23 protein-coding genes are annotated in these 26,694 nt (G+C 39.0%); 4 read left to right on the top strand and 19 right to left on the bottom strand.

What is annotated here, in order from left to right; genetic code table 11:
• Window positions 1–68: 68 nt before the first annotated feature.
• Window positions 69–1,106, bottom strand: a complete 1,038-nt coding sequence (locus B9A18_RS18375) for a helix-turn-helix domain-containing protein (RefSeq protein WP_159452688.1) — start codon at window positions 1,104–1,106, stop codon at window positions 69–71.
• A 270-nt stretch (window positions 1,107–1,376) separates the two neighbouring features.
• Here B9A18_RS18375 and B9A18_RS18370 point away from each other — a divergent pair, with 270 nt between their 5' ends.
• Entirely contained in the window at window positions 1,377–1,985 is a 609-nt protein-coding gene (locus B9A18_RS18370) for an alpha-ketoglutarate-dependent dioxygenase AlkB family protein (RefSeq protein ID WP_084291006.1), read from the top strand.
• A gap of 21 nt (window positions 1,986–2,006) precedes the next feature.
• Here B9A18_RS18370 and B9A18_RS18365 read toward each other — a convergent pair whose 3' ends face one another.
• Window positions 2,007–2,351 (bottom strand): cupin domain-containing protein, encoded by a 345-nt coding sequence (locus B9A18_RS18365; RefSeq protein WP_084291005.1) that lies wholly within the window; start codon window positions 2,349–2,351, stop codon window positions 2,007–2,009.
• A gap of 136 nt (window positions 2,352–2,487) precedes the next feature.
• On the opposite strand from B9A18_RS18365, the gene B9A18_RS18360 reads away from it, so the two are divergent.
• On the top strand, window positions 2,488–3,294 hold the full coding sequence (locus B9A18_RS18360) for a PAS domain-containing protein (RefSeq protein ID WP_084291004.1): 807 nt from the start codon (window positions 2,488–2,490) through the stop codon (window positions 3,292–3,294).
• Here the strand turns inward: B9A18_RS18360 and B9A18_RS18355 are convergent.
• The 3 genes from B9A18_RS18355 to B9A18_RS18345 are packed head-to-tail and all read right to left on the bottom strand — an operon-like array spanning window position 3,291 to window position 5,095.
• On the bottom strand, window positions 3,291–3,542 hold the full coding sequence (locus B9A18_RS18355) for a DUF1456 family protein (protein WP_084291003.1): 252 nt from the start codon (window positions 3,540–3,542) through the stop codon (window positions 3,291–3,293). The genes B9A18_RS18360 and B9A18_RS18355 overlap by 4 nt on opposite strands.
• Before the next feature lies 1 nt (window position 3,543).
• Window positions 3,544–4,851: a DEAD/DEAH box helicase gene (locus tag B9A18_RS18350; RefSeq protein ID WP_084291002.1), complete on the bottom strand. Its 1,308-nt coding sequence runs from the start codon at window positions 4,849–4,851 to the stop codon at window positions 3,544–3,546.
• 25 nt (window positions 4,852–4,876) lie between these two features.
• Window positions 4,877–5,095, bottom strand: coding sequence for a hypothetical protein (locus B9A18_RS18345; RefSeq protein ID WP_084291001.1), 219 nt, complete (start codon window positions 5,093–5,095; stop codon window positions 4,877–4,879).
• Window positions 5,096–5,312: 217 nt separating this feature from the next.
• On the opposite strand from B9A18_RS18345, the gene B9A18_RS18340 reads away from it, so the two are divergent.
• Complete coding sequence (locus tag B9A18_RS18340; protein ID WP_084291000.1) at window positions 5,313–5,786, top strand: ribonuclease H-like YkuK family protein; 474 nt, start codon at window positions 5,313–5,315, stop codon at window positions 5,784–5,786.
• On the opposite strand, the gene B9A18_RS18335 is transcribed toward B9A18_RS18340, so the two are convergent.
• From B9A18_RS18335 to B9A18_RS18290, 10 genes are all read right to left on the bottom strand, one after another.
• Window positions 5,787–6,368, bottom strand: coding sequence for a DUF4468 domain-containing protein (locus B9A18_RS18335; protein WP_084290999.1), 582 nt, complete (start codon window positions 6,366–6,368; stop codon window positions 5,787–5,789). It lies immediately after the preceding gene.
• 81 nt (window positions 6,369–6,449) lie between these two features.
• Entirely contained in the window at window positions 6,450–7,478 is a 1,029-nt protein-coding gene (locus B9A18_RS18330) for a porin (RefSeq protein ID WP_084290998.1), read from the bottom strand.
• Window positions 7,479–7,526: 48 nt separating this feature from the next.
• Window positions 7,527–8,903, bottom strand: coding sequence for an ammonium transporter (locus B9A18_RS18325; RefSeq protein WP_084290997.1), 1,377 nt, complete (start codon window positions 8,901–8,903; stop codon window positions 7,527–7,529).
• Between the two features lie 491 nt (window positions 8,904–9,394).
• Window positions 9,395–11,698, bottom strand: a complete 2,304-nt coding sequence (locus tag B9A18_RS18320; protein WP_084290996.1) for a family 20 glycosylhydrolase — start codon at window positions 11,696–11,698, stop codon at window positions 9,395–9,397.
• Window positions 11,699–11,729: 31 nt separating this feature from the next.
• Window positions 11,730–12,680: a tRNA modification radical SAM protein MnmL/YtqA gene (locus tag B9A18_RS18315; protein WP_084291019.1), complete on the bottom strand. Its 951-nt coding sequence runs from the start codon at window positions 12,678–12,680 to the stop codon at window positions 11,730–11,732.
• An 85-nt stretch (window positions 12,681–12,765) separates the two neighbouring features.
• Window positions 12,766–14,115 (bottom strand): TlpA family protein disulfide reductase, encoded by a 1,350-nt coding sequence (locus B9A18_RS18310; protein WP_159452687.1) that lies wholly within the window; start codon window positions 14,113–14,115, stop codon window positions 12,766–12,768.
• 60 nt (window positions 14,116–14,175) lie between these two features.
• Window positions 14,176–15,705 carry a redoxin family protein gene (locus tag B9A18_RS25620; protein WP_159452686.1) on the bottom strand — a complete coding sequence of 510 codons (1,530 nt, stop codon included), beginning with the start codon at window positions 15,703–15,705 and terminating at the stop codon, window positions 14,176–14,178.
• A gap of 34 nt (window positions 15,706–15,739) precedes the next feature.
• On the bottom strand, window positions 15,740–17,203 hold the full coding sequence (locus B9A18_RS18300) for a RagB/SusD family nutrient uptake outer membrane protein (RefSeq protein WP_084290993.1): 1,464 nt from the start codon (window positions 17,201–17,203) through the stop codon (window positions 15,740–15,742).
• 12 nt (window positions 17,204–17,215) lie between these two features.
• Complete coding sequence (locus B9A18_RS18295; protein ID WP_084290992.1) at window positions 17,216–20,827, bottom strand: SusC/RagA family TonB-linked outer membrane protein; 3,612 nt, start codon at window positions 20,825–20,827, stop codon at window positions 17,216–17,218.
• Window positions 20,828–20,952: 125 nt separating this feature from the next.
• Window positions 20,953–22,197 carry a FecR family protein gene (locus tag B9A18_RS18290; protein WP_084290991.1) on the bottom strand — a complete coding sequence of 415 codons (1,245 nt, stop codon included), beginning with the start codon at window positions 22,195–22,197 and terminating at the stop codon, window positions 20,953–20,955.
• 112 nt (window positions 22,198–22,309) lie between these two features.
• On the opposite strand from B9A18_RS18290, the gene B9A18_RS18285 reads away from it, so the two are divergent.
• Window positions 22,310–22,900: an RNA polymerase sigma factor gene (locus B9A18_RS18285; RefSeq protein WP_084290990.1), complete on the top strand. Its 591-nt coding sequence runs from the start codon at window positions 22,310–22,312 to the stop codon at window positions 22,898–22,900.
• A gap of 13 nt (window positions 22,901–22,913) precedes the next feature.
• Here B9A18_RS18285 and B9A18_RS18280 read toward each other — a convergent pair whose 3' ends face one another.
• The 4 genes from B9A18_RS18280 to B9A18_RS18265 all read right to left on the bottom strand — a co-directional run bounded on the left by B9A18_RS18280 (window position 22,914) and on the right by B9A18_RS18265 (window position 26,586).
• Entirely contained in the window at window positions 22,914–23,456 is a 543-nt protein-coding gene (locus B9A18_RS18280; RefSeq protein ID WP_084290989.1) for a hypothetical protein, read from the bottom strand.
• 90 nt (window positions 23,457–23,546) lie between these two features.
• Entirely contained in the window at window positions 23,547–24,074 is a 528-nt protein-coding gene (locus B9A18_RS18275; protein ID WP_084290988.1) for an OmpA family protein, read from the bottom strand.
• 112 nt (window positions 24,075–24,186) lie between these two features.
• Window positions 24,187–25,314 (bottom strand): TlpA disulfide reductase family protein, encoded by a 1,128-nt coding sequence (locus B9A18_RS18270; protein WP_084290987.1) that lies wholly within the window; start codon window positions 25,312–25,314, stop codon window positions 24,187–24,189.
• Between the two features lie 12 nt (window positions 25,315–25,326).
• Window positions 25,327–26,586, bottom strand: coding sequence for a thioredoxin family protein (locus B9A18_RS18265; protein ID WP_159452685.1), 1,260 nt, complete (start codon window positions 26,584–26,586; stop codon window positions 25,327–25,329).
• Window positions 26,587–26,694 lie beyond the last annotated feature (108 nt).

The raw sequence follows: 26,694 nt of genomic DNA, 5'->3' as shown, positions 1-26,694 counted from the left end.
GGTAGTTAAATATAATATTAATTTCTATTTCTATCCAACTATTCAATAGTTACAACAAAAAGAAAAAATCAGGAAACTTTTTTTTGAGAAAAGAAGGTCTTAGGCATTAAACCGGTTTCTTTTTTAAAGGCATTATAAAAAGTAGCCAGACTTTTAAAGCCAGACTCATAAGCGATTGCCTCTATAGTCATCAGTTCAGACTTTAACGGATATTGTTCAATAAAAAACCCAATCCGGTATCCATTGATCCAATCACGAAAATTTTTACCCAGTAAGTTATTTAACACAAAAGAACAATGATGTACCGGGATGTCCAGTTCACCAGCCAGATCCACAATCTGAAAATCATTCTGAAGATAAGGAGCCTTATTTTCCATATACGACTTCATAGAATCTGAATAGGTCGACAACTGGTCTGGCAATAATTTCACCTTCTTGGAAACCAAGGTCGCCGCTACAACTGGCTCTGGCAGCTCCTTAACCACTTCCACAGCATCATTACCCAGGTCGACCGATACAAACAGGTACCCGTAAAACATACGCGGCTGATGAAGGATAAACACCACGATAACTAAAAGTACCAGGCAATTCAGCAAAATGAAAGAAACATTAACCATAGGCTCTTTCATATCCCATACAATCAATGGCATAAAACTAACCACCTGAAAAAAAGTTCCGGCTTTAAGGAAGAAGAATATCCATTTTCTATCCGAATCACTTATCAATGTATGAATAGTCTTTGATTTCAGTACAGCAAACCAACTGGCACATAAGTACCCCAGTAACAAAGCAGGCCTCCCCAGATAATAAAACCAGGCTGCAAAATTCCCACTTCTTTCTGTAATAAAAAGCTGCTTATTATCTGTAATCTGATTGGCAATAACCTCCCATCTGATAGATGGAGAAAAAGGCAGAGGGAGCACATGAATCAAAGCCAGCACTGCCGGAATAAGATGAAGCCAATCCAATTTACCAAAACGAGTACGAGCACTTACAAAATTGGCAATATACAGGTAAAAACAAGCTGGCCCCAGGAAATATACAGGCGTGAATAATTGGTAAAAGAAGGCTAAAAAGTTATGCTGATTCGAACTGACGAGCAACATAACCAGAACCTGTCCAAATCTTGAAAAAAATATAATAGAGAGCAAGCGATTCAATAGCCTAGACCCTCGTTTTGCAAAAAACAAATGCAAAGAAAGCACTAGTAAAAAAAAACAGCTAATGCTGGCAAAAAAGCTCGACACCTCCATAAAGAGCCTGCAAGGTAGAGGTTTTTCTTCAAAAAATAGCAAGAATCAGATTTCTATTACCCTTGATTTTACCGACTTTTGCTAACATATTTTTTCAGGAGTTATTGAGCAAAAAAACAAAAGATGGACTTATTCAACACTGATACACCGGGTTCTAGAAATCTACTCCCCTATGACGGATCGGTGCAATATTTCGGTAAACTCATGTCTGGGCAGACTGCCGATCATTATTTAGATACCCTGTTGCATAATATTGAATGGAAAAATGATGAGGCGGTTATCTTCGGCAAGCACATTCTTACCAAACGAAAAGTTGCCTGGTATGGTGATCAGGAATTCGAATACACCTATTCCAATACGACAAAGCGCGCCTTACCCTGGACAACAGCCTTGCTCGAATTAAAAAAAATTGCGGAAAAAACCTTAGGCGAAACCTTCAACTCTTGTCTACTTAACCTTTACCATAATGGCGATGAGGGTATGGCCTGGCATAGCGATGGCGAAAAAGATCTTAAAAAAAATGGTGCAATCGGCTCCATGAGTTTTGGTGCTGAAAGAAAATTCGCCTTTAAACATAAACAGAACAAGCAAACGGTCTCTCTCATCCTGGAACATGGCAGTCTACTGGTAATGAAAGACAATACCCAAACCAATTGGTTACACAGACTCCCTCCTACTAAACTTACACAAAAGCCCAGGGTCAACCTTACCTTCCGTACGATTGTAACCTGAGCTTTAGCTTAAACTATTTACTTATATAAAATCTTCCCGGTGCGGGCTAAACACATCAATCAATACCCCTGGTTCCAAACAAACACAACCATGCAAAGTACTTGGCGGTACGTAGAAACCGTCACCCGTTTTCAAAACCCGCGTCTCATCTGCTATGGTTAACTCAAAAACGCCGCTCTCCACATAACTAACCTGGGTATGAGGATGCTGATGCACATCGCCCACCGCACCTTTCTCAAACTTAACCTTTACCAGCATCACCCGATCATCATAACCGTAAACCTGCCTTTGAATCCCCGGAGATGCATACTCCCATTCAAGATCTGAGCCAGTTTGAAAGTTTGGGCTTTTTAATAAGTCGCTCATATTCCTATTATTTGTACAAGGTTGCAAAAATAACACTTAAAAGCGCAGGCTTACTCGTATTCCATCAAAAATTTAATAAATCCACCTACATTCACTGATATCTTTAGTATTTTTAAACAATCATCCCAACCGCTCTATGGAAATACATTCCGGCTATGCTACACGCAGGCCATTTCTTTTTATTATTATCATTTATCTTCTTGCAGGACTGGCTTGGTTACACCTTGGCAAAATCATTATAGGTACTATTGACAGGAACAACCCCAACACAGACCTTCGCTTTCTGTACGACTTAAAAAACATTTCCTTTATGTTTTTTACAGCAGCCGCCTTATACTTCCTTCTCAGGGCAAGGCAGAAAAACCTACAAAAAGCGGAAAGTAATTATTTTAAGTTATTTGAGGCTTCGCCAGGAGCAGTGTACGTAATAGATAAATCCAACTTCAGATTTCTGGCAGTAAATAATGTAATGGTAAATAAGTACGGATATAGTCGTGCTCAACTGCTTAAAATGACAGCACTAGATATTCGTCCTGAAAATGAACGAGAACGATTAAGCAAGTACCTTCTGTCAGATCACGACGAAGGTCACGAAACGGGAATTTGGCTACATCAGAAGAAAAATGGGGACCTTTTTTACATGCTGATCTCTCACCACTCCATCAAATTCAAAAACATTGACGCATACATTGTCATTGCTATTAATGTTGATCAAAGTGTGCGAAATGAAAAAAGACTCAAGGAAATTGCCTGGACAAATTCACATGAGATCAGAAAACCGGTCAGTAATATATTGGGGTTGGTAGCATTAATGAAAACTGACGCCTCAGTCGAAATAGTCGACTCTAGGGTAATCGAAATGCTAATCTCTTCAGCAAATGAGCTTGATACAGTCGTAAAAAAGATCAACTCACATGCCGAAGAGTGGGAAAAGACCAGCTAGGAAGTAGCTACGTCTTTATCTTGCTTTGGAGGTCTTGGACCTCTTTTATAAATCACAAGTCCGTTTAAAAAGTTGCGCAGAATCTGATCACCACATTTCTTAAAATTAGGATGATCATCGGCTCTAAAAATATCTCCAAGCTCACTCTTACTCACCTTGAACTGTACCAGTTCCATTATTTTAATGATATCATCATTCGTAAGCGATAATGCTACACGTAGTTTTTTAAAAATATCGTTATTACTCATATTACATTGCTATTTCAATCTTTACCTTTTTATTCTTTATTTTCTCATTAAGCAGAGCACCCAATACACGAGGCACCATCTTCCGCTTTACAGCCACATAGGAAGCCTGATCCTTCACCTCAATTAAGCCAACATCTTCCTTTTGCAGTCCACCTTTTTTCAACAACAAACCAACAATATCGATTTTGTTTACCTTGTCTTTTTTACCAGCAGCGATGTACAAGGTTTGCCACTCGCTATCCCTCGGAAGAGAAAAACTACCTTTCAAATTCTCCGTTTCCATATCACTTTTCAAAAAAGGATACTTCTCATCATCCGCAACAATCAGGTAAGCAGTACCTTTTGCATTCATACGCGCTGTACGGCCGTTACGATGCAAAAATGCATCTTCGGTATAAGGAAGCTGATAGTGAATGATACATTCCACTTCCGGAATATCCAAACCTCTTGAGGCCAGATCCGTAGTAATCAGAATTTTAATACTACCGTTTCTAAATTTCAACAGAGCACGCTCACGTTCATCCTGTTCCATTCCCCCGTGAAAAATATCATGGGCAAGATCCTGATCAATCAACAAATCACTAATGCGATCAACCGTCTCCCTATGGTTACAGAAAATCAACATGTTCTTATTACCAACCTTGCAAATCAACTTCATCAAGGTCTCCAGCTTATCTTCCGCAGTCGTAGAAACTCTTTTCAGCTTTAAATCCGGGGCAACAGCAGCGTCCTTCAAAAAATTAATCTCTACAGGCTTTGCAATTCCAGTAAAATCAGGGATATCTTCCATCGCAGTTGCGGATGTTAACAAACGCTGTTTTAAAGAAAGTAGCTTACGGATGATATAAGACATATCCTCCTGAAAACCAAATTCAAGTGCTTTATCAAATTCATCCAGCACCAGGGTAGTAATAGACGATTCGTCGAAATTCTCATGACGAAGGTGGTAAGCAATCCTTCCTGGTGTACCAATAAGTACTGCAGGAGGTTGCTCAAAGTTATTCCGTTCAGTTCTTACAGCGTGCCCACCATAACAGCAGTTCACTTTGAAACCCGTCGACATTTGCCTGAATACCATTTCGATCTGCAAAGCCAGTTCGCGGGAAGGAACCAGGATCAACGCCTGTACACCCTGAACATCTTTCTTTAAATTATTTAATACCGGCAGCAAGAAACCTAACGTTTTACCAGAACCGGTAGGTGCCAGCAAAACTATATCACTCCCATCCTTACTTGCAGCCAATGTGTCCAACTGCATTTGATTAAGGGAAGTAATCTTTAATTTCTCCAGTATCTTTTCTACCATCATGGTGCAAAGATAGTGCAATTAAGCCTTAAAAATTCAGATACTTCTTCCTTAAGTACTTCAGCGAGCTATTCAGCTTCACATCCAGATTCATCAGCATACGTCCCCGTTCAGAAATCCAGGACGTCATTTTTTTATTAACCTTCCTAACCGGCATGTAAACACGATCCTCGATCACCTCATCATAATTAACCGAGGCCATGCTTTGTTGTAGCAGGTAAAACTCATTTAACAATTCTGTCTTCATAATACTCCTAGTTTAGTTTACTTCTCTTTTATATTAATGAATCGCAATTCCTTGTTATAACAATTATAAATCAAAAAGGGTTTCAATAAAGCTAATCTGTTGACAAATAGATAATTGTTGACAAATAAACAACAATTAATTAACGATTTTTAAATTTTATACACCTAATTTTAAGAAACCTAAATACGGGTTGTTTAAAATTAACACCAATAAACGTATGAACTGGAAGAAATTTAGTGGAGAAATCATCCACGCACCTATCTTAGAAGAGGTAGAAAACGCAATCATCAGGGAAACCGACAACGGCTACAAGCTAAAGGTCTGCATAGGTACCGACTCACAGGTAAAAGGCGCACACACGGATTTTGCGACAGTAATTGTTTTACTTAGGGAACATCATGGTGGATTCATGTACATCCATCAGGAAAAAACCACTCAACAGATGAGCATCAAGGAAAGGATGCTGGTTGAAGTGCAAAAATCTATTGAAACCGCCTACTCTATTTGCGATCTCTTAGATCTGTACAATGTTGATCTGGAAGTGCACGCAGACATCAACACGAGCCCAATGTTCAAATCAAATAAAGCATTGAACGAAGCAATGGGTTATATCTTAAGCATGGGCTTCATCTTTAAAGCAAAACCTGAAGCATTTGCAAGCTCTACCTGCGCAGATAAAATGGTGCATTAATCACCATTTCTGAGTAGGATTTACCGGTACTGCCTTAACTGCTGGTTGAACAGCGGCCCTACCTTTCATCGCCTCTTTAAAACGCTCCGCAAAAGCATTAACCGCCCTGGTTGTCGCTTTTAAGTAACTAGCCCACTCTCCGGCATTCAACTTTCCAGGCTTAGTTTCAAGTGGCGTACCAACAGTCGTTGAAGGCACAAAATTGCCATAGCGATCCCTTTGGTAAGGAATGAAATTAAAATCCGTAAGCCAGAAACGATATTTACCATCCCTGTTTTCTACATAGAAATTATAAAGCACTTCACCCGAAGGCCGACTTAAAACCAATGCTGTTTTATTGATAATCATTTTTCCTGAAGCATGAATCAAGGAATCTACCGCTAATGATTTCTGTTTTAGTGATTTGGCAGAGTTTTTAAAAAACGCAGCTAATCTTGCATCTAAGGAATCTTTAGTAGCCTCCTTCAATACAACTACCTCATAAAAAATCAACTTACCCCTGTCATCGTTCAACAAAGGCTTATCCTGTCCGAAGGCGGCAAGCGTAAAAAACAATAGAATAAATGGAGTTAAAAGTTTCATTTTATAAAGGTATAAAAGGTATATACAAAAAGGGGCATATCATAAGATATGATACACCCCTAAAATTAATCACAAGACAAACTAAAAAGCATAAACCGCTGCCAAAGAAAACTGTGATGCAGTTTTTGTTGCTGCCCCACTGCTTTTCACAAACGCCTGTGTATAGTCCTTATCATTATCCAAACGAACTTCCGGAATAAAAGTTAAGCCCCCGGCTTTAATGTTCGCAGAAAGTGTGCCGGACAAAATTGATGCGTCTGTCGCAGCTCCAACGCCTTTGATGTTAAAATATTCACCCCTCAAGCCTAAAGAAACAGCAGGAGTAAATGCATATTGAGGATATAGTGCCGCACCGCTATACCCACCATTATCATTCGAAACCGAATAATCAGCAGCGTTTATTCCTAATTTAAACTTATCTGTAACCTGATAAGCAGCAGTCAAATCAACAATAGTCCCAACGCCATCAGCACCATCAGAAAAACCACTTAAGGCATTCAAATAAGCTGTCAATCCTTTTACTGGTGCTACCATCAATTGAGCACCCACATGCGACACCCCATTAAAATCCTGATAAACATTCCAATCATTAAACAAACCTACCATCAAGCTAACCTTATCAGAAAAAGCATAAGCTCCCTTAATACCTGCGTTCTGAAATGGCCCTGCGCCGAAAAGATACGAGGTAGAATAGTTGAAGTTAGCCACAGGCGAAATCACTTCATACCCAATAAAGGTCCCCATATAACCCGCAGTCATGGTAAACTTGTCTGTAAAAGCATAATTCACGTATAGGTTCTGGATGTGAAATGACTCCCCGTCTTCACTTGGCACAATTGATTGAGCCTGTCCACGTGGTCCAAAAGACAGCTCTCCAACAAATGATGCCTTACCTGTGCTTTTCTTTAAAGTCAAATCAATCATACCTATTGAGACTGAATTCTGCTCTGAAGCAAAGTATGTCTTGATATTTGGCGTCTTTGCAAAATCATACTTAAAATAAGTATCCACTGATCCTGAAATTTGCAAAGGCGCTTCTACAGTCTCCTGGGCACTGGCCGCAGAAGCAATTGTCAATGTAATTAAAGTTAATAGAGATCTAAATTTCATAATCGGTTTGGTTTTAGGTTGAAATTTCGGTTGGTTGTATAGGCTTAACTAAATGGCATTCTCAAGCTCCTCACCTGTTGAAGAAACGATCAAAGTACCTTGAGTATATTTTTCATTATGCTGACTCGCATCTAGTCCTTCTTCTTCTTCTTCAGAAGTTACACGAATTGGCTGTACCAGATTGATCAGTTTAAAGATGACAAACGACATGACAAAGCTGAAGATGACCACAATCACCACACCTTTTAACTGAGTAAGGAAGAATGCTGGATTACCGTACAGCAAGCCATCAACACCAGCACCATTTACAGTCTTGGTAGCAAATACACCTGTCAATAACATACCTACTATACCACCAACACCGTGACAAGGGAATACATCTAAAGTATCGTCAAGACTTGTTTTTTGTTTCCATGATACCGCAAGGTTTGAGATAACCGCTGCAATCACTCCGATAAATATGCTGGAAGGAATACTTACAAAACCCGCTCCCGGTGTAATCGCTACCAATCCTACAACAGCACCGATACAGAAACCCAAAACCGATGGTTTTTTGCCTCTTGAAACATCAAAGAACATCCATGACAAACCTGCCGCGCCTGCAGCAATGTTAGTTGTGATAAAAGCTGATACCGCTAAGCTATTTGCACCCAATGCAGATCCGGCATTAAAGCCAAACCATCCAAACCAAAGCAATCCTGTACCAATTAATACATACGGGATGTTAGCAGGAGGTACTTCACGATGCTCAACATGTGATTTTCTACGTTTCAACACTAAGGCTCCGGCTAAAGCAGCCATACCCGCAGAAATATGAACTACTGTACCACCAGCAAAGTCAAGCACGCCCATCTGAAACAGAATGCCATCAGGATGCCATGTCCAGTGTGCCAATGGTGAGTATACGAACAACGAGAACAATACTATAAATAAGATATATGAAGTGAAACGAATACGCTCAGCTACAGCGCCTACCACTAACCCAGGGGTAATAATGGCGAACATCAATTGAAACACAGCGAATAAAGAAAGTGGAATAGTAGCAGCCAAACTCCATGAAGGGCTTGAATTTACACCCTGAAAAAAGAAGTAGGTCATAGGGCTGCCAATGAAACCTCCAATGGAGTCACCAAAGGCCAAACTAAAACTAACTACCACCCATAGTACAGAGATTACTCCCGCAGCTACTACACTTTTAATCATGGTAGAGAGTACATTCTTGCGATGAACCATACCGCCATAGAAAAACGCAAGCCCCGGAGTCATTAAAAACACCAATGCTGAAGCTATTAATACAAATGCGATATCTGGTGCACTGTATTTTCCCTCATCAAAATTAGGAAGCAAGGGAATAAATAGAGCTAGAACTGCAATTATTAATAAAACTGCGAACGGCCCCCACTGTTTAAACAAAACTTTTGCCATGATTTTAGATTTTACTTGTTATAATTATTAGTTTGTTTGATTTTTATTTAAATCTAGGCATTAATTATAACAAAACACAAAAACACACTAGTAAAATCAACGAAAACGTTATAATTTTCATCACAAATCACCAAAAACAATGAAACAATTAGAATAAAACTCTAAATATTTTGAATAAATCAAATATTCAGACTCAAAACATAGTTATTTTTTGATAAAAAAATAAAAATCACATAAAAACAGAAAAAAATTCAAAAACAAGCAATCGATGCTAAGAGAAATCATAAAAAACAAAACAAAAGGAAATAAAAATCCTCCGAATAACTTTTCGTATATTTAAGAAGCATGAAATTATAGTTTTTCTGTTCTCCCATTGGATATGGAGAAATAATGGCCGCAAGAATAAGCCAATAAGATATCGTAGCCAACGAGCTGCTACGTATTTTTAGTGTTATCCGGAGATCAGGAGATGAACTCCGGATAAAATCTGCTTAATGAAAGAAGAGTGTCGAATCCACATCTTTAAGCTGACCAGATGGCGCTTTATACTGCAGGTTTAGCGTATAACCGCCACCACCTTCTATAAATAGCAGTTCAAAAGGATGATAACCTTTCTCAAGCGCTATCTGTGCTGTTTTTTCAACGGCAGGATGCAAGCCGTCATTATCGATCAGCAACCGATTACCCAGTTTTAATACACTTCCATCGTCAGAGCGAAGGGCAAAGGAATAAATACCAGTTTCCGCTGCATAAAAATACCCCTTATGACGGGTAGCAAAACTGTCAGCAGTTTTTTCCACAGGAATCTCAATTACAGCACTAATATTTTGCTTTGCCAGATCGGTTTCCTGAATTGCATTTACCGTTTTATAAAATTTAGGATAGTACGAGAAATTTAAGCCCTTCTGAGCAGTAAATAATTCCACCGGCTTCAGGTAATTTTGCTGTTCGTAATTAATGGTATAGACATCACCTCTATTTCCATTCGACCTGAATGCGGCTACCTTAAACTCCACAGGCCTGGTTACTGTCAGATCTTCAGTAAATATCTTTGATTGCATCGTTGGCAATGTACCGTCAGTTGTATATCTAATGGTTAAACCCGCTAATGGTTTATTGATATGTAATATACCTTTATCAACAAATACACTCTGTGTAATAAAACCATCCAGATCAGGAAGGCGATAGTTTACGCCCATGGCATCCAGCAAAGGAAAATGCTTATGCACGCGCTGCTCAAAGCCAGTCCAATCTTCTCCACCTTTATACCAGGCTACTTCAGCCATCGCCAACATCCTTGGGAACACCATATACTCTAACCTTCTTTCAGAAGGAATGTATTCAGTCCATATATTCCCCTGAATACCTATTATAAATTTCTTCTCTTTTTCTGTGAGGTTGAACTGATAGGGATCAAAGGAATACACTTTTTTCAGCGACCCTCCATCCTGCTGAGCATCAAAATAACAAAACTCACCAGGTGTCATGATCACATCATTACCTTTTTCTGCCGCGTGTTTGGGTGCAGAAGGCACCCATGTCCTCCAGTACATCATCGTAGCTGTTGAGGAAACACCTCCATCAAGAATTTCATCCCAGCCAATTAGCTTCTTACCCTTCGTATTGAAAAACTTCTCCATCCTGCGCACAAAATAACTTTGTAACTCATCTACGCTTTTCAATCCTTCCTTACGCATCAAAGCTTCACACTCCGGCACATTTTTCCAGCTACTTTTTTCAACCTCATCAGCGCCAAGGTGAATATATTTACTCGGAAACAACGCAGCAATCTCTGTAAAGACATTTTCTGCGAACTCAAACGTAGTCTCTTTACATGGACACAAAGGCTCAGAGAAATCTTTGGCTTGTCCACCTTTACCATGAGAGGTTAGCCATGGCATCAGGTTCGTTGCCGCCATCATATGACCAGGCATATCAATTTCCGGTATAATTTCTATTCCTTTTGAGTATGCATAGGCAATCAGGCCCCGCATCTCATCCTGCGTATAGAAACCGCCATACATTCTTTTACCATCTATTACTTTAAAATGCTTTTCGGGTATAGCGTAATCAGGGTTTGTCTTAGACCGGGCAATACATTCTGCATCCTGATCATTCATATTTCTCCAGGCACCCTTTTCTGTTAGCTCAGGATATTTCTTAATCTCTATTCTCCAGCCCTGATCATCTGTTAAGTGTAAATGGAATTTATTGAATTTATAATAAGCCATCCTGTCGATCATCCTACGCAGATAACGCAAATCAAAAAAGTGACGCGAGACATCGAGGTGTATTCCTCTCCATGCAAAGCGAGGGGCATCCTCAATTTTCACACAAGGAATAACGATTGAACTGAACAGTGTTTTACGCATAACCTGTTTAGCTTGAAATATCTTGGCTCCCATCATTTGCTTTAAAGTAGCTACAGCCCAAAAAGCTCCTTGTACAGAAGCCGCATTAATCACAATCGCATTCCTATCTACAGACAGCGTATATCCTTCATTTTCTATAGAAGCATCAAGATTTAGGGTCACCACATTTACCGGCCCCTTCTCTTTTTTGAGATTCGCAGAAATAGCCCTTAATTCATTTAAAGCGGGCGCCAAGCGCTGCGCATTTTCTGCTAGAATTATCTTCGTTGAATTACTCCACTGAAAAGTGCCAGAAGCAGGGATTAGCTTTACAGGCCGAGGTATAATTGCATAAGTAGGTTTTGCTTGCTGCCCAAAAGTAGAAAGCGCACAAAAAAAGAGCACTAAAGTTATCTTTAGGCTCCGGTTAATCATTTTTTTCATTATACGTGTTTAGATGGTTTCCTAATTTAACCTATTTAGGCAGATATTCCGATCCCTGCACTACACCTCTACGTTCTATTTCCTTGTCAATATAAGTTTGAATAGCCGATTTATTCAGTCCCCAGTTTGGAGCAATCAGTAAATCCCAATCCGATATCCCAAATAATCGTTGTATAACAACATCAGGCCTAAGTAAAGGAATCAATTTGCACAACAAATCAGTGTATTCTTCGAGCGAGAACAGCTTAAACGGCTGTTTTTTATATTTAGCACCCATTATAGAACCCTCAACGATGTGAAGGTGATGGAATTTCACGAATTTAATCTGAGGGAATCTATTGATCTCATGAATATAGCCCAACATCATTTCCTCTGTTTCCCATGGGAAACCAAAAATAGTATGCACACAAAGATCAAGTTTTGAGTTTTCAAGCAATTTAACGGCTTCAACAAACTCACCATGGCTACAACCTCTATTGATCTGATTTAAGGTTTCGTCATATATCGACTCCATCCCCATTTCCAAATCCACATCAAAACGATCCGTATAACTTTCAAGTAGCGCCACCTTTTCGGCATCAATACAATCCGGTCTGGTACCCACTGAAAAACCAACAACATCTTCGGTATTTATAGAAAGTGCTTCATCATACATCATCTTTAAATAATGTACTGGTGCATAAGTATTGGTATTGGGTTGAAAATAAACAATAAACTTATCTGCTTTATAAAAGCCTTTACCTCTTTCCATCCCTTGCTCCAGTTGCTCGCGGATGGTAGGAAGTTTACGTGAAAGCTCAGGTGTAAAAGAGTCGACGTTACAGTACGTGCAACCACCATAACCTTTACTACCATCACGGTTAGGACAGGTAAAACCTCCATCAACAATTACTTTAAATACACGCTGCCCCTTGTATTTTTGTTTAAGGTGCGTACCGTAATTATTATATCCCTTTATGCCTAAATCTAACAGAGTTCCCAATTGCTTTATGTTTTCTGCAAAAGTACGGCTTTTTAATTTATTCTGTTGCCCTCCCAACAAAAGGACAACAGAATGAATCATAAAATTACTTTAGCAAGGTATTTATGGCAGTAACCGCTGCTGCTTCAGAAGGCATTGGCGCATCCATATCTACCATTTTAAAGTCCTTATCGATCAGTAAGCTTCTAGGAATACCTACAATATTATAAGCCTGCAGTTTAGCTCTGTTGATTAACCATTGGTATCCATCGGCTTTACGACTCTCCACACTTTGCTTCCATGGTTTTTCGCTATCGTCTATAGATAAGGATACAAAAACCACATTCGGGTTATCTTTATATTGCAATTTAAGTTTCTCAAAATGCGGCATCTCCTGCATACACGGGCCACACCAGGTTGCCCAGATATCCACATAGATAACTTTACCATTTAAGCTACTTAAACTAACCTGATTTCCTGCCAAATCAACTGTTGTAAAGTCAACAGCCGTATCGCCTTTTCCGAAAGACATCAAATGCTGCAACATTTTACTTGCAGCCACTTTATAACTCTCTGTTTTTAACGCAGCTATTTTTTCTTTAAAGGTTATCAGTTGTTGCTTGTCACTTACTTTTTGCATTTCTCTAACCAAAGTATTGGCAGTATACCAATCTTTGATCTTTTGGATATCAGCCGGGTCACCCCCTTGCTTTATCACATCATCTGCAATATCACGGTATACCACCATCTTCATCAAAGAAGCATCGGTAAAACCTTTGCTGTATGTTGCAACTTTTAACGAAACTGCCTTCAAGTAATTTTCAGTATAAGTTTTAGCGGCATCACCTTTTAATTTAAACATATAAGTACCATAATTCTCACCATTGTTGATACTATTAATCAAATCAGCCTTGATACGCGCTGTTTCCAAACGCCTAAATTCCTTAGTTACATTTTTAACAGCAGCCAGCTCTCTGGTACGCAAAGCAGCTCGTTCTTCAACCGCAGCCACAGTAGCCTCAGGTATTTCCTTCACATACTTACCACCTTCAATGAAAGAACCTCCTTTTGGAAAAGGTGTATTCATCATATAAGTATTTGCCGCTGAACCTTGTCCTTTAAACGTAGCCAGCTTTGGATTGCCCTTATCTATAAATACCTCCAGATTATCACCAGGTGTAAGATAAAGTGCATTTCTGCCTAAGCGATAATAATTAGGAGCGGCAGCTTTAAATTTTACACTAAATTTCCCTTCCGCATCTGGTATCACCATCCTTTCAGCAGATGGAGGAAGCAGATACTGGAACTCAGATAAATCTTCAATTTCGACCTGATTACTAAAACCCTTTAATTGGCCTTTCACGGTTATCCAACCTTCCTTCTGTTGTCCGAATGCACTTGCCAGCGTAAACAGGCTGAGGCAATATATCAAGGCAACTCTTTTAATTATCTTCATGTTTAATTTCATCTATTTATTTTTTTCCTTCAGTTGTCAGGTGGACCTTTGATGTCGGGTTCATTTCACAATTGATCCTTTACGTTGTAGCATTAAATTAATCATCAATTCGAGTTCATCTTCATTATCACCATCTGTTCTGAAATTTGAAAATACAACGCGACCCTCTTTGTCTATGATGAAATTTGCCGGAGCAGCACCCCTATTGTCAAGATTACCTTTTTGTCTGCCTTCAATATCTTCCAAAGGCGTGAAGCTATAGCCACTTCCTTTCATAAAGGGCACAACATATTCATTTTGGTCAGACACGATATTGATCCCTACATAGCTAAAATCTTTTCCTTTAAACTTACGGACAACATTTTCGAAGTGAGGGAATTCACCTCTGCATGGTCCACAACCGGGGAACCAATAGGTCAGCAACACAACTTTCCCTTTGTAATCAGACAATGAAGTCTGACCAGGCATCAGGTAGTTTTTTAATGTAAACGGTGTTGCCGTCTGCGCATTACTGTTAATATATTTCAAAATGTCGGTATTTACCTGACCTTCATTTTTGCCCAATTTGACACCATAACCATTAATAACTAATTTCAGTTTAACGCCAGGTTGTTTCGCAAAAGAAACAATTAAACTATCATAAGCGGCATTGGTATTACCTGCCAGTGCATAGGCTTCGGCTTTTAAAACCAGTATTTCTTTATTAAAACTATAATATCTTGGCAGTTTCACCTGAGCCAACAATGCCAGGGCCTCTGCGGATTTCTTTTCTTTCATTAAAGCTTTCGCATCATTAACACGTTGCGCTTGTAATTTAAGGTTGGTCCAATCCTTTTCCTGCTTTTCAATTTTAGCCATATCCTGTGCCAGCTCTAAAGCCTTTTTTGAATCTTCAGCCAACAATAAATCAAAATAAGAAGTCATACCACTTGCCGACCAGTTAAATTTGGCTGGTGAATAGCTGGTACGCAACAACTCATAATATTTCATCTTATCGGCAATATCTTTTGAACGCGTAGCATACCAATATAAGGCCTGGGCACCACGATCACTCTCAGGAAAACGTTTAGCAACACCCATTGTTAAATCATGATATGTTTTTGGGTCTTTGTCGCGGAAACTACTCGAATAATAAAATGCATAGGAAGCATTTTGAGGATCACTCTCTGTTGCTTTCTTTAAATACTCATCCCCGCCTTTGAAATCGCCCCAGCGTTGTGCATCTGTCCATAAACCACCCCAGGCTTCTGTAAAATTAGTATCAATGGCAACAACTTTTAGCAGATAAGGCTTTGCTTTAGGGCTTTCATGATTCAAATATGCTTTAGCTAAAGCATAAGGTACTATGGCCGACTTAGGGAATTTCTTCATCCACTTGTCGTACTGCGCAACTACCGCGGGGTTGTTTACACCTGCTGCTTTAATATATGCATCATGAGCAGTTAAACTATCAGGAGCAGCTTCAACAGCTTTAACTAAGGTCGAAAGTGTTGCTTTATCTGCAACCGTTTCAGCTTTTTTACCTTGAGCAATGCTCAGGGTTGGTATGGCAAGACTGCATATTAATGCAATTTTAATTAATCTTTTCATGCTATCAGGGTTATGCTTAGGTAAGGAAAAATATTTAATAAGGGTTTTGTGCGATTTGACCTTTACTGGCATCCATTTCTACACCATTAATAGGTACGAGCAAACGATTTGCACTTAGGGTATACGTTTTAGGCGCATTCATATTTACACCGGTAAGATTTACCTCAAAGAAATCACGGACTACCGTAACATTATCAGCAGGATAATCATTTACACTAAAGCGACGAATGTCGTACCAACGCAGCGCAAAAGGCATTTCCCTCCTTCTTTCCTCTAAAACCTTTTTAATGGCATCATCTTTATCTATAGCTGTTAAAGCAGTATAAGTACTCATTCGCTTTTGTCTGAGTATATTCACCGTATTCATTGCCCCCGAAGCATCTCCTTTACGAGCCAGTACTTCTGCTTTGTTTAACAAAACTTCTCCAAAACTAGGTCCTTCCGGTATGTACCTTCCATCATTAAATACTGTATACCTGAATGCACTTGGAGTAACTACAGAAAACCTTCTTCCCCCGTTAGGAATCATGAAACTCTTGTAACGTAAATCGTTTTGAGTATCATACAAGGCTAACAACCCATTACTTGGAACAAACCATTGGGCGCCTGTGTAAGCATAACGTGTATAATAGAATTCAGACCAATACAAAAACTTGGAGGCTGCCCAGTCATTCTGCTCAACATATTTTAATGTAGCTGCGGGGTTAGCATATGATACAGGAATTCCCGGCACCAGTGTATTATAATCTACCAGCTTAGCCGTTGCAGTGGTCAGCGCGATTTCCGCTTGAGCCAAACTCTGATCATACTCTCCTCTAAATAAGTAAACACGGCTCAAAAATGCTGCAATAGCTTTCTTACTTACTCTCCACGGACGAAGTGACTCAACGTCATCATTGGTTACTTTTTGAGCCTCAGCAATGTCACTCAGGATAAAATCGTAAGTTTCCTGTAAGGTTGCTCTTTTTAAAGATTCTGTATAATTCACAGTCTTCTTTAAAGGTAATCCTAAAGCATTTAGATTTGCAGCACTATACGGCGCACAGTAGTAGTTGGCGAGCACCCAATAAGAATAAGCTCTTATAAAATAAGCATCTGCTTTTACACGTTGTCTGCGTACATCATCGCCGGTTACCTGATCTATATTTTCGAGAATAAGATTTGCAGTAAAGATCTTTTTAAACTCTCCTGACCATAGGGCATCAGTAGCTGCAGCAACCACGCCATCAACACTATTCACATAATATTGTAGATTATCAATAGTAAAAGCAGTTGAATTGTTTTGATATAGCGCTTTTGGAATTTCTGTATCATCTGTGCTGTAAGCAGCGGTCTGAGAAGCTATATTAGAGAAATCAGTTGCATTGTCTACCAAGGCCTCTAACTGATCTACTGTCTTGATACTGGCTTGCTTTTTGGGTTCTTCTGAAAGGTATTTTTTACACCCCGCAAATAGGATTAAACCCATAATTATCATTAACGATTGTTGTAATTTCATAATGTTTAGGTATTAAAATTGAAGGTTTACACCGAAAGTATAAGTTTGCACAGGTCTGTTTGTACCAGGCAACCAGTCTGGGTTATACCCTTTACTGTTCGCATGCCATACCATTCCCAGGTCACGGGTTTGCGCAAACACTTTTACATTATTTACCTGTATGGCTTTTGCTAGCTTTTTAGACAATCTATATTCCAATGTAAGCTCTTTACATTCTATGTAAGAAGAACTTTCTACAAAGCTACTTAATGCCGGGGCGTAACGATCCCACAGGTAAGTTTTTGTTTCATTAGGATTTGCAAAGCCAGGAACATCAGGATTACCAGCAAGGACATCACTAATGTATTTACTTACAAAAGATTTACCGCCACCTACGGTAGTTGCATAGCTGAAACCAGGATTACGATACACACCACCCATTTTACCTACAAATACTGCGGTAAGGTTAAAGTTGTGCACCCTGATGTTATTTACCCAACCCAATGTATGCGGAGGTGTTGCAGTACCTTCATAATTTAGGAAAGGCAAGCCTAATCCCCTGTTGTATAGAGATACATCATTAAACGACTGTAAAGTACCATTTGGACCGGCAACCTGAGGCACACCGTCTTTCATTCCCATATAAGTGAATGAGTAAACCGCATTTACAGGTTTCCCTTCAACAAAAGCCCCTTCTATCATCTGAAACACATACAGCGAAGGGTTATACAAACTACTGATATTATTGTAGTTGTATGCGTAATTAAATGATGTGGTATAATTAATTGGCGTATTAGGTATATCTACATTTGTACCCAATAAAATTTCAACACCCCTGTTGGTGATCCCCGCATTGTTAAACTTTTGGCTGGTGGTACCCGTTGCAGCCGCCAAAGCTACTGTACCAATAATTCCCTCTCCTTGCTTGTTATAAAGATCAACCGACCCGAACAACTTGTTATTTAACAAGGCGAAGTCAACACCAAAGTTTGTACTTGTAGTTTTTTCCCACTGTAAAAAAGGATTCCCATTATCGGCAACTCTACCTGTTATGGTACCTGTACTCGCGTTCAAACTAGAACCAATATTCAAAAGTGCTTTTGTAGAAGTACTTCCATCTACGTTTCCGTTTTTACCATAAGTTAAACGAAGATCTAAACGATCTACTGCACCAATATGATCCATGAAATTTTCGTTCTTCATGTTCCACTTCGCACCTACAGACCACAATGGCGACCAGCGCATTTTAGGATCATCAGTAATGAAGTTAGAGGCATCACTTCTTACACTTCCCGTTAGGGTATATTTATTGTCGTAGGTGTAAGACGCATTGCTATAGAAAGAAACGTACTTGGTCCGGCCCCAGTCAAACACAGTGTTTCCACCTGGGATCGTAGCATTGGTACCCTGAAAATTTTTAAATTGATCAATAGAGCTACCATAACCATATGGAGGAGCGGTAGCCTGCAATTTATCAGAGTAATAGCCATAAACATAAGGATTAGCACGTTGATTTGTAGTATACTGCGCCATTTCCATACCTGCAATTACAGAAATACTATGTTTCGATCCTATGTTCTTATCGAAGTTGAATTGGTTCCTGAATAAGTAGCTCTCCAGATCGAGATTATTGACATCGTATTTGGTACCATTAGAAGCGGTAAACTCACGTCCTTTTAATATCCCCCCTTTTGGGATATAAACCTTTCCTACGGTTTTAGTAGCATTATTATACTCGGTCATCCTGTTTATCAATCCCCTAACAAAGAAAGTATTCTCATCAAAATAATCCTTGTAGTCCGTCCTTGCTCTTTCGTACTGAAGCTTGGTATCAAAAGTCAGCCCATTAACTATTTTCAAGTTAAGCCCTGTCTGGATTCGCATACTTAAGTTCTCAGTTTTTAACGATCGTCCGTCAACTTCACGCAACAGATTATATGACCAATCCGAATAGGTAAACTTGTCTGTTGGGATAAGTGCCAATTGTTCACGGTTATATATATTTAGGTTCGTCCCATAGCTGCCGTCAGCATTTAACAAAAGTTCATAGGGAGAGAGGTCCTGAATTTCAGCAATAGTAGCTCCACTACTTTCCTGATCTTTATACTGAAGATTGGCAGCAATGTTAAAATTAAGTCTCTTGGAGATTTTAAAATCGTTATTAAAGTTCAGGTTGATTCGATCATAACCATTTTTGATAAATGCGCCCTTGTTATTCTCATACATTAAAGACACATATGTTTTAGAACGCTCAGTGCCCGACTGCAGGTTTACATTATATTGATTTAGGATTGCTTTACGCATCAATAAATCCTGGACTTGCGACCTGTTGCTGATTTTGCTTAAACGATCAAGACCAGCATTCATATCTGCAGCACTTACTGTGCCTCCTCTGTTTGCATACAGTAATTCCTGGGCCAAAGTAAGCGATTTGGTAATATCACCGAAAGAGCCTGCGTACGGACTCAAAACCCAATTGTTCTCAAATGCTTTACGTTCATAGGCAACATGATCGCTTGAATTTGCCTGCGTAAATGCCTGATCAAGATCTACCCTGTTTGATATTCTTGAAAATACATTTGCATCAATTGTTAGCTTTTGATTTCCTTTCGCTCTCTTTGTTACCACAACGACTACACCATTTGCAGCACGAGCACCCCAGATAGAAGCAGCAGCGGCATCTTTCAATACCGTTACAGATTCAACGTCATTAGGGTTGATATCTGAAAAATCACTGTTTGAAACAGGAAAACCATCCACTACAACTAAAGGTTTTCTATCTGCATATAAACTAGTATTACCACGAATGAGGAAGTCCACACTGCCATCTGCATTTTCTTTAGCTTGCATTCCGGCAACTGTCCCCTGTAACGCGGTCGACAAGTTGGATACCGGACGGCGATCCAGGGTCTCCCTGTTTACCTGGCTAAACGAGCCAGTAGCACGTTCCTTTGATATTTTCTGATATCCAGTAACCATAACCTGCTCCAGGCTGGATAATTCTGGCTCCATCTGTATTTTTAAAAACTTCCCACTACCAACAGTTACTTCCTTTGTTTTATAACCGATAAATGATACTGTCAGAATGGTAGTCTCCTCCACTCCTGCCAGTTCAAACTCACCGTTGCTATTGGTAATTACGGTCTTCGTCCCATTTTTAACTTTAATGGTCGCACCGGGTAATGGGCCTCCGTCTTCGCTTACCACTACGCCCTTTACGGTTATAGCTTTAAAAAGATGGATTACCCTATCTAAAATACTAACCTGCTTCCTTCTCACCACAATGGTATTCTGGTCGATGGCATAAGTTAAAGGCTGATTGGCAAATACGATATCCAACAACACTTTAAGGTCTGTATTAGTTGCATTTATATTGACTCGTGTTGCAGCCTTCAATTCGTTTGGTTCGTATAGAAAATCATAGCCACTCTGGCTTTTAATTTCTTTAAATAGCTGCTGTAGGGTGATGTTATTTTTAGACAAATTTATTTTCTGCGCAAAACTTGTTGCGCTGACCTGAAGTAAACTTGTTAGGAGAACGATGCAAGTTAGGTTAATCCGCATGATGGTTCTTTTAGAAGGCATTGGTATTTTTTGCCATAAACAGGCATTATAAACCTGCAAAAATTGTAGGTAAATTTTCATACTTTTGGTTTAATGGGTTAGTTGATATGGTTGTTAACAGCAATTTGAAGGGTAACCCTATATTCTACCGGGAGTGGCTCGAATCACTCCTGGTTTTTTATAATTACCCAGTTATACGTAAAAATCTATGGCATAACGATAATTCTCCTTTCTTCTATTTTAAAATGAATATCTCCTGTTAATTCAAATTTTCTTAAGACTTCTGACACATTTTTAAAGCGTGATATAGACCCTTCAAAGGATCGATTGTGAAAATCTTTCGAAAAAACGACTTCCACGTCATACCAACGCGCTATCTTACGCATAATACTGCGCATCTCCTCATCCTTAAATATAAAATAACCATTTTTCCAGGCTACCTCGGCATCTGTGTCAACATTTTTAACATTTAATTGAGCCGCCTTTAACAACGCTTGCTGCCCCGGTTTTAATATAATTCCAGTTTTAATGACATCGTCGTTTGCCCCAATACTTATTCTCTTCACCTTTACAGCTCCTTCTACCAATGTTGTCCTGGTCTCCGCATCATCCGCATAACTACTAATGTTAAAATGAGTACCCAAAACTTCAACTTCCTGGTCATTGGTCCTTACCAAAAAAGGCATTCTTTCCTTAGCCCTACGTCCATTAGCTGCGCCATGTACCTTTGCCACTTCAAAATACCCTTCGCCTCTCAACTCCACAACTCGATTATCGCTTCCTGTAAATTCAGTTGGAAACTTAAGAGACGAACTAGCATTAAGCCATACCTTTGTCCCATCGGGTAAATTAACCTGATATTGCCCACCCTTTGGTGTTTCTATGGTGTTATAGCCAACTTCTTCTTTTCCCTTGGTCTTAACATGTGAAACTTCATAAACAATTTGTCCATCCGCTGTTTTCTGAATAGACAATCCTGATTGCTCTGCAATTTTTCCTGCAGCAGCTGCTGTCAATTCAATTTTTTGTCCATTGGCCAGGGTTAATACTGCATTATTACCACCAGGTTTAACATCGTGCGTTGCAAAATCACTTAAACCTAAACCAATAGAATTATCGTCTAAATAAAAAAAGAGGCCCACCGACAAGGTGATCAGTATCAACGCGGCTGCCGCAATACGTGGCCATAGTTTAATAGCGACCTTTTTCTTTTGAATGGGCTGCTGATCAAAGCGGCTATCTCCTATAATACGCTGGTACAACATGGCTGATTGTAAATCAGAAAAAGGCTGTCCAGTGGGACGACTATCCCATATTTTTTGCATAAAAGTATATAATTCTTCATCATGATTTGACAAAACGACTAAATCCATCAGCTCATTGTATTCCTGTATAGAAATCTTATTACTGGAGTAAGCAATCAATAAATTTTGCAGTCGTCTTTTGTTCATTTTGTTTTATTAATCCTGATATTTACGCGAAATCTATAGGTAATACACGGCAGCCCCCTTATATAACTAGTCGAATAGTAATTATTTTTTCAGATTACAAATAAATGCAAAAATGAATGTAAAAACACATGATGAAAGTCAGCTAATTGCAGATTTACTGAAGAGCGATGAATCTGCCTTTGCCCGGGTGTTTGACATTTACAAAGCAAAACTGTATAGTTTCGCCTGGCGGTTTTTAAAAAACCGAGAGTTAAGTGAAGAGGTTGTACAGGAGACATTGATTCTTTTATGGACCAATCGACTTACACTTGACATCAGGTACCCCTTAGGTCCCTACCTTTATACTATTGCACGAAGATTAACATTAAATGTGCTCCGCAATGCGGCTACTGCAGGTGCAGCAAGGGAGAAGCTTTGGATTGACCTTAACCAGGCGCATAACGACACTGAGGAGGCTATTTTATTAGCTGACCTGGAAGCTTTTACAGAACAAAGTGTATCAAAATTACCAGCCCGGCAGCAATTAATTTTTAAATTAAGTCGTTACGAAGGTCTTACCCACGAACAGATTGCTGAAACCTTGAATATTTCTAAGAGCACGGTAAACAATCATTTGGTTGAGGCCCTTAAAACCCTTCACAAACAATTTAAAGACTCTGGAATATCTTACAGCATACTAATCGCCTGGTTATTTTTGAAATGAAACTGTCAAAAACCTATTTATCTATCCTCATGGCTTCAATTTCGCTCATGTATTTAGTTAGCGCAGCCCTATAGGTTAAGTCTTGCCCAGCCAGGTTAGTTAAAAAGCTTTTAAAGTCATCCAGATCTACCGCAGTAAATCCCATTCTTACAAACAGCTCTTTATCGGTATCCCAATTGGCCATATTGATTTTCTTTTGCGCCAGTTCTCTATACAGCAACAAGCCTTTCACAAAATCCTTATAGGCAATCGTTTTTTTATAATCATTAAAATAATCAATAAGCGTACGATAAGTAGCGGGTTTCCCAATTCTCACCTGATCAAGCAGTAGTGTCCCAAGCATTGATCCCTTAAGAAAAACACTATCTATACTTTCGAAATTACCACAATGCTTAAGGATGGCGATATCGCGTTTCAGCAGACTATCCTTTTCAGAAGTTTTATGCTTAACAAAATAAGGCTCTGTATCCAGTACTTTTCCACAGTCTATTTCCTGTGCAGTCGCAACAGTACATAAAAAAACGCAAATGGAAAGAAGCAGATATTTAAAAGGCATAATTTATAGGAATCATTTAGAAAGCACAAAGGTATAAGCTTATCATTAAAAAGGCTGCCTTTTTACAAAGACAGCCCTTTAAAAACTTTATTAGTTTCGTTCAAATTCAACTCTTCGATTTAAAGCCTTACCTTCTTCGGTATCATTTGATGCCACAGGCTTGGTAGCACCATATCCTTTAATAGATAAATTACCAGAGCTTACTCCTGCGTTCACCAGGTACAACTTAACAGAATTTGCTCTATCCACAGATAAAGACATATTGTGCGCAGCAGATCCTTCTAATGAAGAATGACCGTTTAAAATGAATTTCACAGATGGGTCTTTCTTCATCTCACGAGCTACTTTGTCCAGGATTTCAAATGAAGCTGTTTTCAATACGCCCGAGTTAAACTCAAACTGAACATTGCTAAAATTATAATCTGGCTTTTCCGCAACCGGCGCAGGTTCTGGCTTAGGCTCAGGAACTGGTTCAGGTTTCTTCTCTTCTACTGGCGGTGCAGGTGCTTCAACAGGTGCTGCAGGTTTAACAATTGCTTTCTTTGTCTTACATGATTGCGCCGAAATAGCTAGCAGCCCAATAGCCGCCAATAATAAACTGGTTCTTGAAAATTTCATTTGTTTTGTGTCTTTGTGTTCGTAATGATAAAAAAATAAGTTTCACATCTAAAAAAGAACGCCCATTTAAAACGAACTATTTACACAAATAGTGCTCATGAAATTTAATTCCCTATTTCAACACCTCCTCAAGCTTAGCTGCTAAATCATTACCGCGTAAATTACTGGCTATGATCTTGCCATCAGGACCGATCAAATAATTTTGCGGTATTGACCTAACACCATAAAGACCAGCGACAGCATTTTTCCATCCCTGCAAATCACTCAATTGTGTCCATTCCAATTTATCCTTCTCAATAGCTTTCAACCAATCCTCTCTTTTTCCAGGGTTATCTAATGAAACACCTAAAACTGTAAAGTTTTTATCTTTAAACTTATGAAAAGTGGCTACAACATTTGGGTTTTCTGCGCGGCAGGGGCCACACCAGCTAGCCCAAAAATCTAAAAGAACATATTTTCCTTTGAAATCAGAAAGCTTTACATCTTTACCATTTACATCGGTCTGTGCAAAATCTGGTGCAATAGCACCTTTTGATGTCTTCTTAGCCAATGCGATTTGTTTCGCAAAAGATTGTCCGGCGGCACTACTTTTATTTGAAGCAGATAAAGTGCTAAACAATTGCTCTGCTTTTTCCACATCAAGAGGTGAACCACTTACATCTTTCAAGGCTGAAAAACTAAAATACGAATCCGGGTTCTTTAGAATATACTCCCTTTGAATTCTTTGCTTTTCTTCATTAAATGGCTGAGCCTTTGATCTTAATCGTTTAGCCAAACTTCCATCTTTTTTCTCTGCCTCAGTTCCCGCAGCCCATTCTTTATCCAGATTTTCAAGTGCCAGCTTCTGAGGCGCTATAAGCTTGCTGTACCGGTCATAATCTACACTTATTTTAGCTCCAGAAATAGAAGCATACTTAATAGAATCCTTTACAGAAACCACAGTGGCACCATTTTCTACATAAATGATGTAATAATCAGGATTCTTTCCAAGCCCACGTTCGCTATGACTAAGTTTCAATATGGCATGTGTAGGTCTCGATACTTTACCGGAAAATGAAAACGCTCCATTTTTCACTTCACAAGAATCTATTTTCCCTATTTCGCCAGGCATATATACTAAATATGCTTTTGCTCCTTTTTTAGGCTTTGATACTTTTCCTTCAATACTAAATGTATCGTTTTGAGCCCAAACAAAAAGTGGCAAAGACAATACTGCTGTTAATATTACTTTCTTCATCATTTTATCTTTATTTTAGGCTTTACTTTTTCTCTCTAATCTAGCCTTTTCTTTTTCTCTGATACCTTTAACCATTTCAATCTGGCTGTCAATTGTTTTAGTCGATTTTCCGCTTTTAACTGCATTCTCACGAATTTCATTACCTATTTCAAGCGCCTTTTCTACATTGTAATTTCTCCACAGAATATAGAAATAAGTTTCTAAATAACGAGGATTTCGATTCCTTTCCAGCAGATCTTCCATCCACTTGATGCCAGCCTTACCCAAATCTCTTCCTCCAGTCCAATTGCCTAGCATACTAGTCAACGATACGGTATAAGCATCATTCTTTTTGCCATACTTATTTAAGAAATCCGTACCTCTCTTCATATAGAGATTGATGTCACTTTTCCCTTTATCATCCTTTGAGTCAAAAATGGCGTAAAACTCAGCATACTCATCGTAAAAAGGGTAATTCTTGTCTTTGAACAACTTCATTTTGGCATCAAACTCGGTCAGATTATTATTGATGAGCCCTCCAGTGTGTAAACCCTTAAAATACCAAAGGTAAGAGGTCGCAATAGTACTATCGATCTTTGCCTTTCCTATGACCTTGTAATAATCCTTTATATTTTTCTCCATATAGTCAAAAGGAGTTGAGAAAGGACCTACGTTAAGAATCTTCATCAGACCATAGGTATCTTTGGAAGCTTTTTTATCCTTTGGAAGAGACTGAAAGTATTTTTCAAAGTCGTGTTGCGCCTTGTCACCACGGTAAGACCTGATCAACATCTGGAAGTACTTATCCATAAAAGCTTGGTCTCTGTTACCGGCATCCCATTCTTTGACTAAGACTAGCTGATTTTTATTAGGATCCAAAGCTGTTTTACCTAACTCGACAAAGGCTGCCACATCCAAACCACCCGCTACAGAGTGTGCCGTGATACCATTTGCATCCAGGTACATCAAGGTAGGATAAGCATTTACTTTATATTTTTTGCCTAACTCAACACCATAGCCAGAATCATCACATTGGATCTTGACATTAATAAATTTATTATTATAAAAGTCGCCTACAGATTTTTGTGGAAATATATCGGCCGACATGACCTTGCAGGGACCACACCATGAGGTGTAGAAATCCACAAAAATCATTTTGTTTTCAGCCTTTGCCTTTGCCAAAGCCTCATCAAGGTTATGTAGAAATGTGATGCCCTGTGCATAAGTAATTACAGGGGCGCATGCTATCCCTAAAAGGAAGATGCAAGCAACGATCAGTTTTTTAAAATTTTTCATTTGAATATAATTTTGTTTTTTAATGGTAATGAAGCTATCATGAGCAATATTCATTGCTATTTGTGAGCGTTAAAAATCCGGCCTCTTTCCCTCTCGTTATTTTCAGGC

Source organism: Pedobacter nyackensis (genome assembly GCF_900176505.1).
GTDB lineage: Bacteria > Bacteroidota > Bacteroidia > Sphingobacteriales > Sphingobacteriaceae > Pedobacter > Pedobacter nyackensis.
The sequence above is the reverse complement of the archived record's forward strand: the minus strand, read 5'-3'. Positions and strand labels throughout refer to the sequence as shown.

Coding starts and splice junctions, on each gene's coding strand:
- B9A18_RS18365 (WP_084291005.1), bottom strand. CDS start 2,351: ATGAGCGACTTATTAAAAAGCCCAAACTTTCAAACTGGCTCAGATCTT.
- B9A18_RS18300 (WP_084290993.1), bottom strand. CDS start 17,203: ATGAAATTACAACAATCGTTAATGATAATTATGGGTTTAATCCTATTT.
- B9A18_RS25620 (WP_159452686.1), bottom strand. CDS start 15,705: ATGAAAAGATTAATTAAAATTGCATTAATATGCAGTCTTGCCATACCA.
- B9A18_RS18280 (WP_084290989.1), bottom strand. CDS start 23,456: ATGCCTTTTAAATATCTGCTTCTTTCCATTTGCGTTTTTTTATGTACT.
- B9A18_RS18270 (WP_084290987.1), bottom strand. CDS start 25,314: ATGATGAAGAAAGTAATATTAACAGCAGTATTGTCTTTGCCACTTTTT.
- B9A18_RS18370 (WP_084291006.1), top strand. CDS start 1,377: ATGGACTTATTCAACACTGATACACCGGGTTCTAGAAATCTACTCCCC.
- B9A18_RS18375 (WP_159452688.1), bottom strand. CDS start 1,106: ATGTTGCTCGTCAGTTCGAATCAGCATAACTTTTTAGCCTTCTTTTAC.
- B9A18_RS18345 (WP_084291001.1), bottom strand. CDS start 5,095: ATGAAGACAGAATTGTTAAATGAGTTTTACCTGCTACAACAAAGCATG.
- B9A18_RS18335 (WP_084290999.1), bottom strand. CDS start 6,368: ATGAAACTTTTAACTCCATTTATTCTATTGTTTTTTACGCTTGCCGCC.
- B9A18_RS18340 (WP_084291000.1), top strand. CDS start 5,313: ATGAACTGGAAGAAATTTAGTGGAGAAATCATCCACGCACCTATCTTA.
- B9A18_RS18325 (WP_084290997.1), bottom strand. CDS start 8,903: ATGGCAAAAGTTTTGTTTAAACAGTGGGGGCCGTTCGCAGTTTTATTA.
- B9A18_RS18295 (WP_084290992.1), bottom strand. CDS start 20,827: ATGAAAATTTACCTACAATTTTTGCAGGTTTATAATGCCTGTTTATGG.
- B9A18_RS18275 (WP_084290988.1), bottom strand. CDS start 24,074: ATGAAATTTTCAAGAACCAGTTTATTATTGGCGGCTATTGGGCTGCTA.
- B9A18_RS18355 (WP_084291003.1), bottom strand. CDS start 3,542: ATGAGTAATAACGATATTTTTAAAAAACTACGTGTAGCATTATCGCTT.
- B9A18_RS18320 (WP_084290996.1), bottom strand. CDS start 11,698: ATGAAAAAAATGATTAACCGGAGCCTAAAGATAACTTTAGTGCTCTTT.
- B9A18_RS18290 (WP_084290991.1), bottom strand. CDS start 22,197: ATGAACAAAAGACGACTGCAAAATTTATTGATTGCTTACTCCAGTAAT.
- B9A18_RS18310 (WP_159452687.1), bottom strand. CDS start 14,115: ATGAAGATAATTAAAAGAGTTGCCTTGATATATTGCCTCAGCCTGTTT.
- B9A18_RS18265 (WP_159452685.1), bottom strand. CDS start 26,586: ATGAAAAATTTTAAAAAACTGATCGTTGCTTGCATCTTCCTTTTAGGG.
- B9A18_RS18330 (WP_084290998.1), bottom strand. CDS start 7,478: ATGAAATTTAGATCTCTATTAACTTTAATTACATTGACAATTGCTTCT.
- B9A18_RS18285 (WP_084290990.1), top strand. CDS start 22,310: ATGAATGTAAAAACACATGATGAAAGTCAGCTAATTGCAGATTTACTG.
- B9A18_RS18360 (WP_084291004.1), top strand. CDS start 2,488: ATGGAAATACATTCCGGCTATGCTACACGCAGGCCATTTCTTTTTATT.
- B9A18_RS18350 (WP_084291002.1), bottom strand. CDS start 4,851: ATGATGGTAGAAAAGATACTGGAGAAATTAAAGATTACTTCCCTTAAT.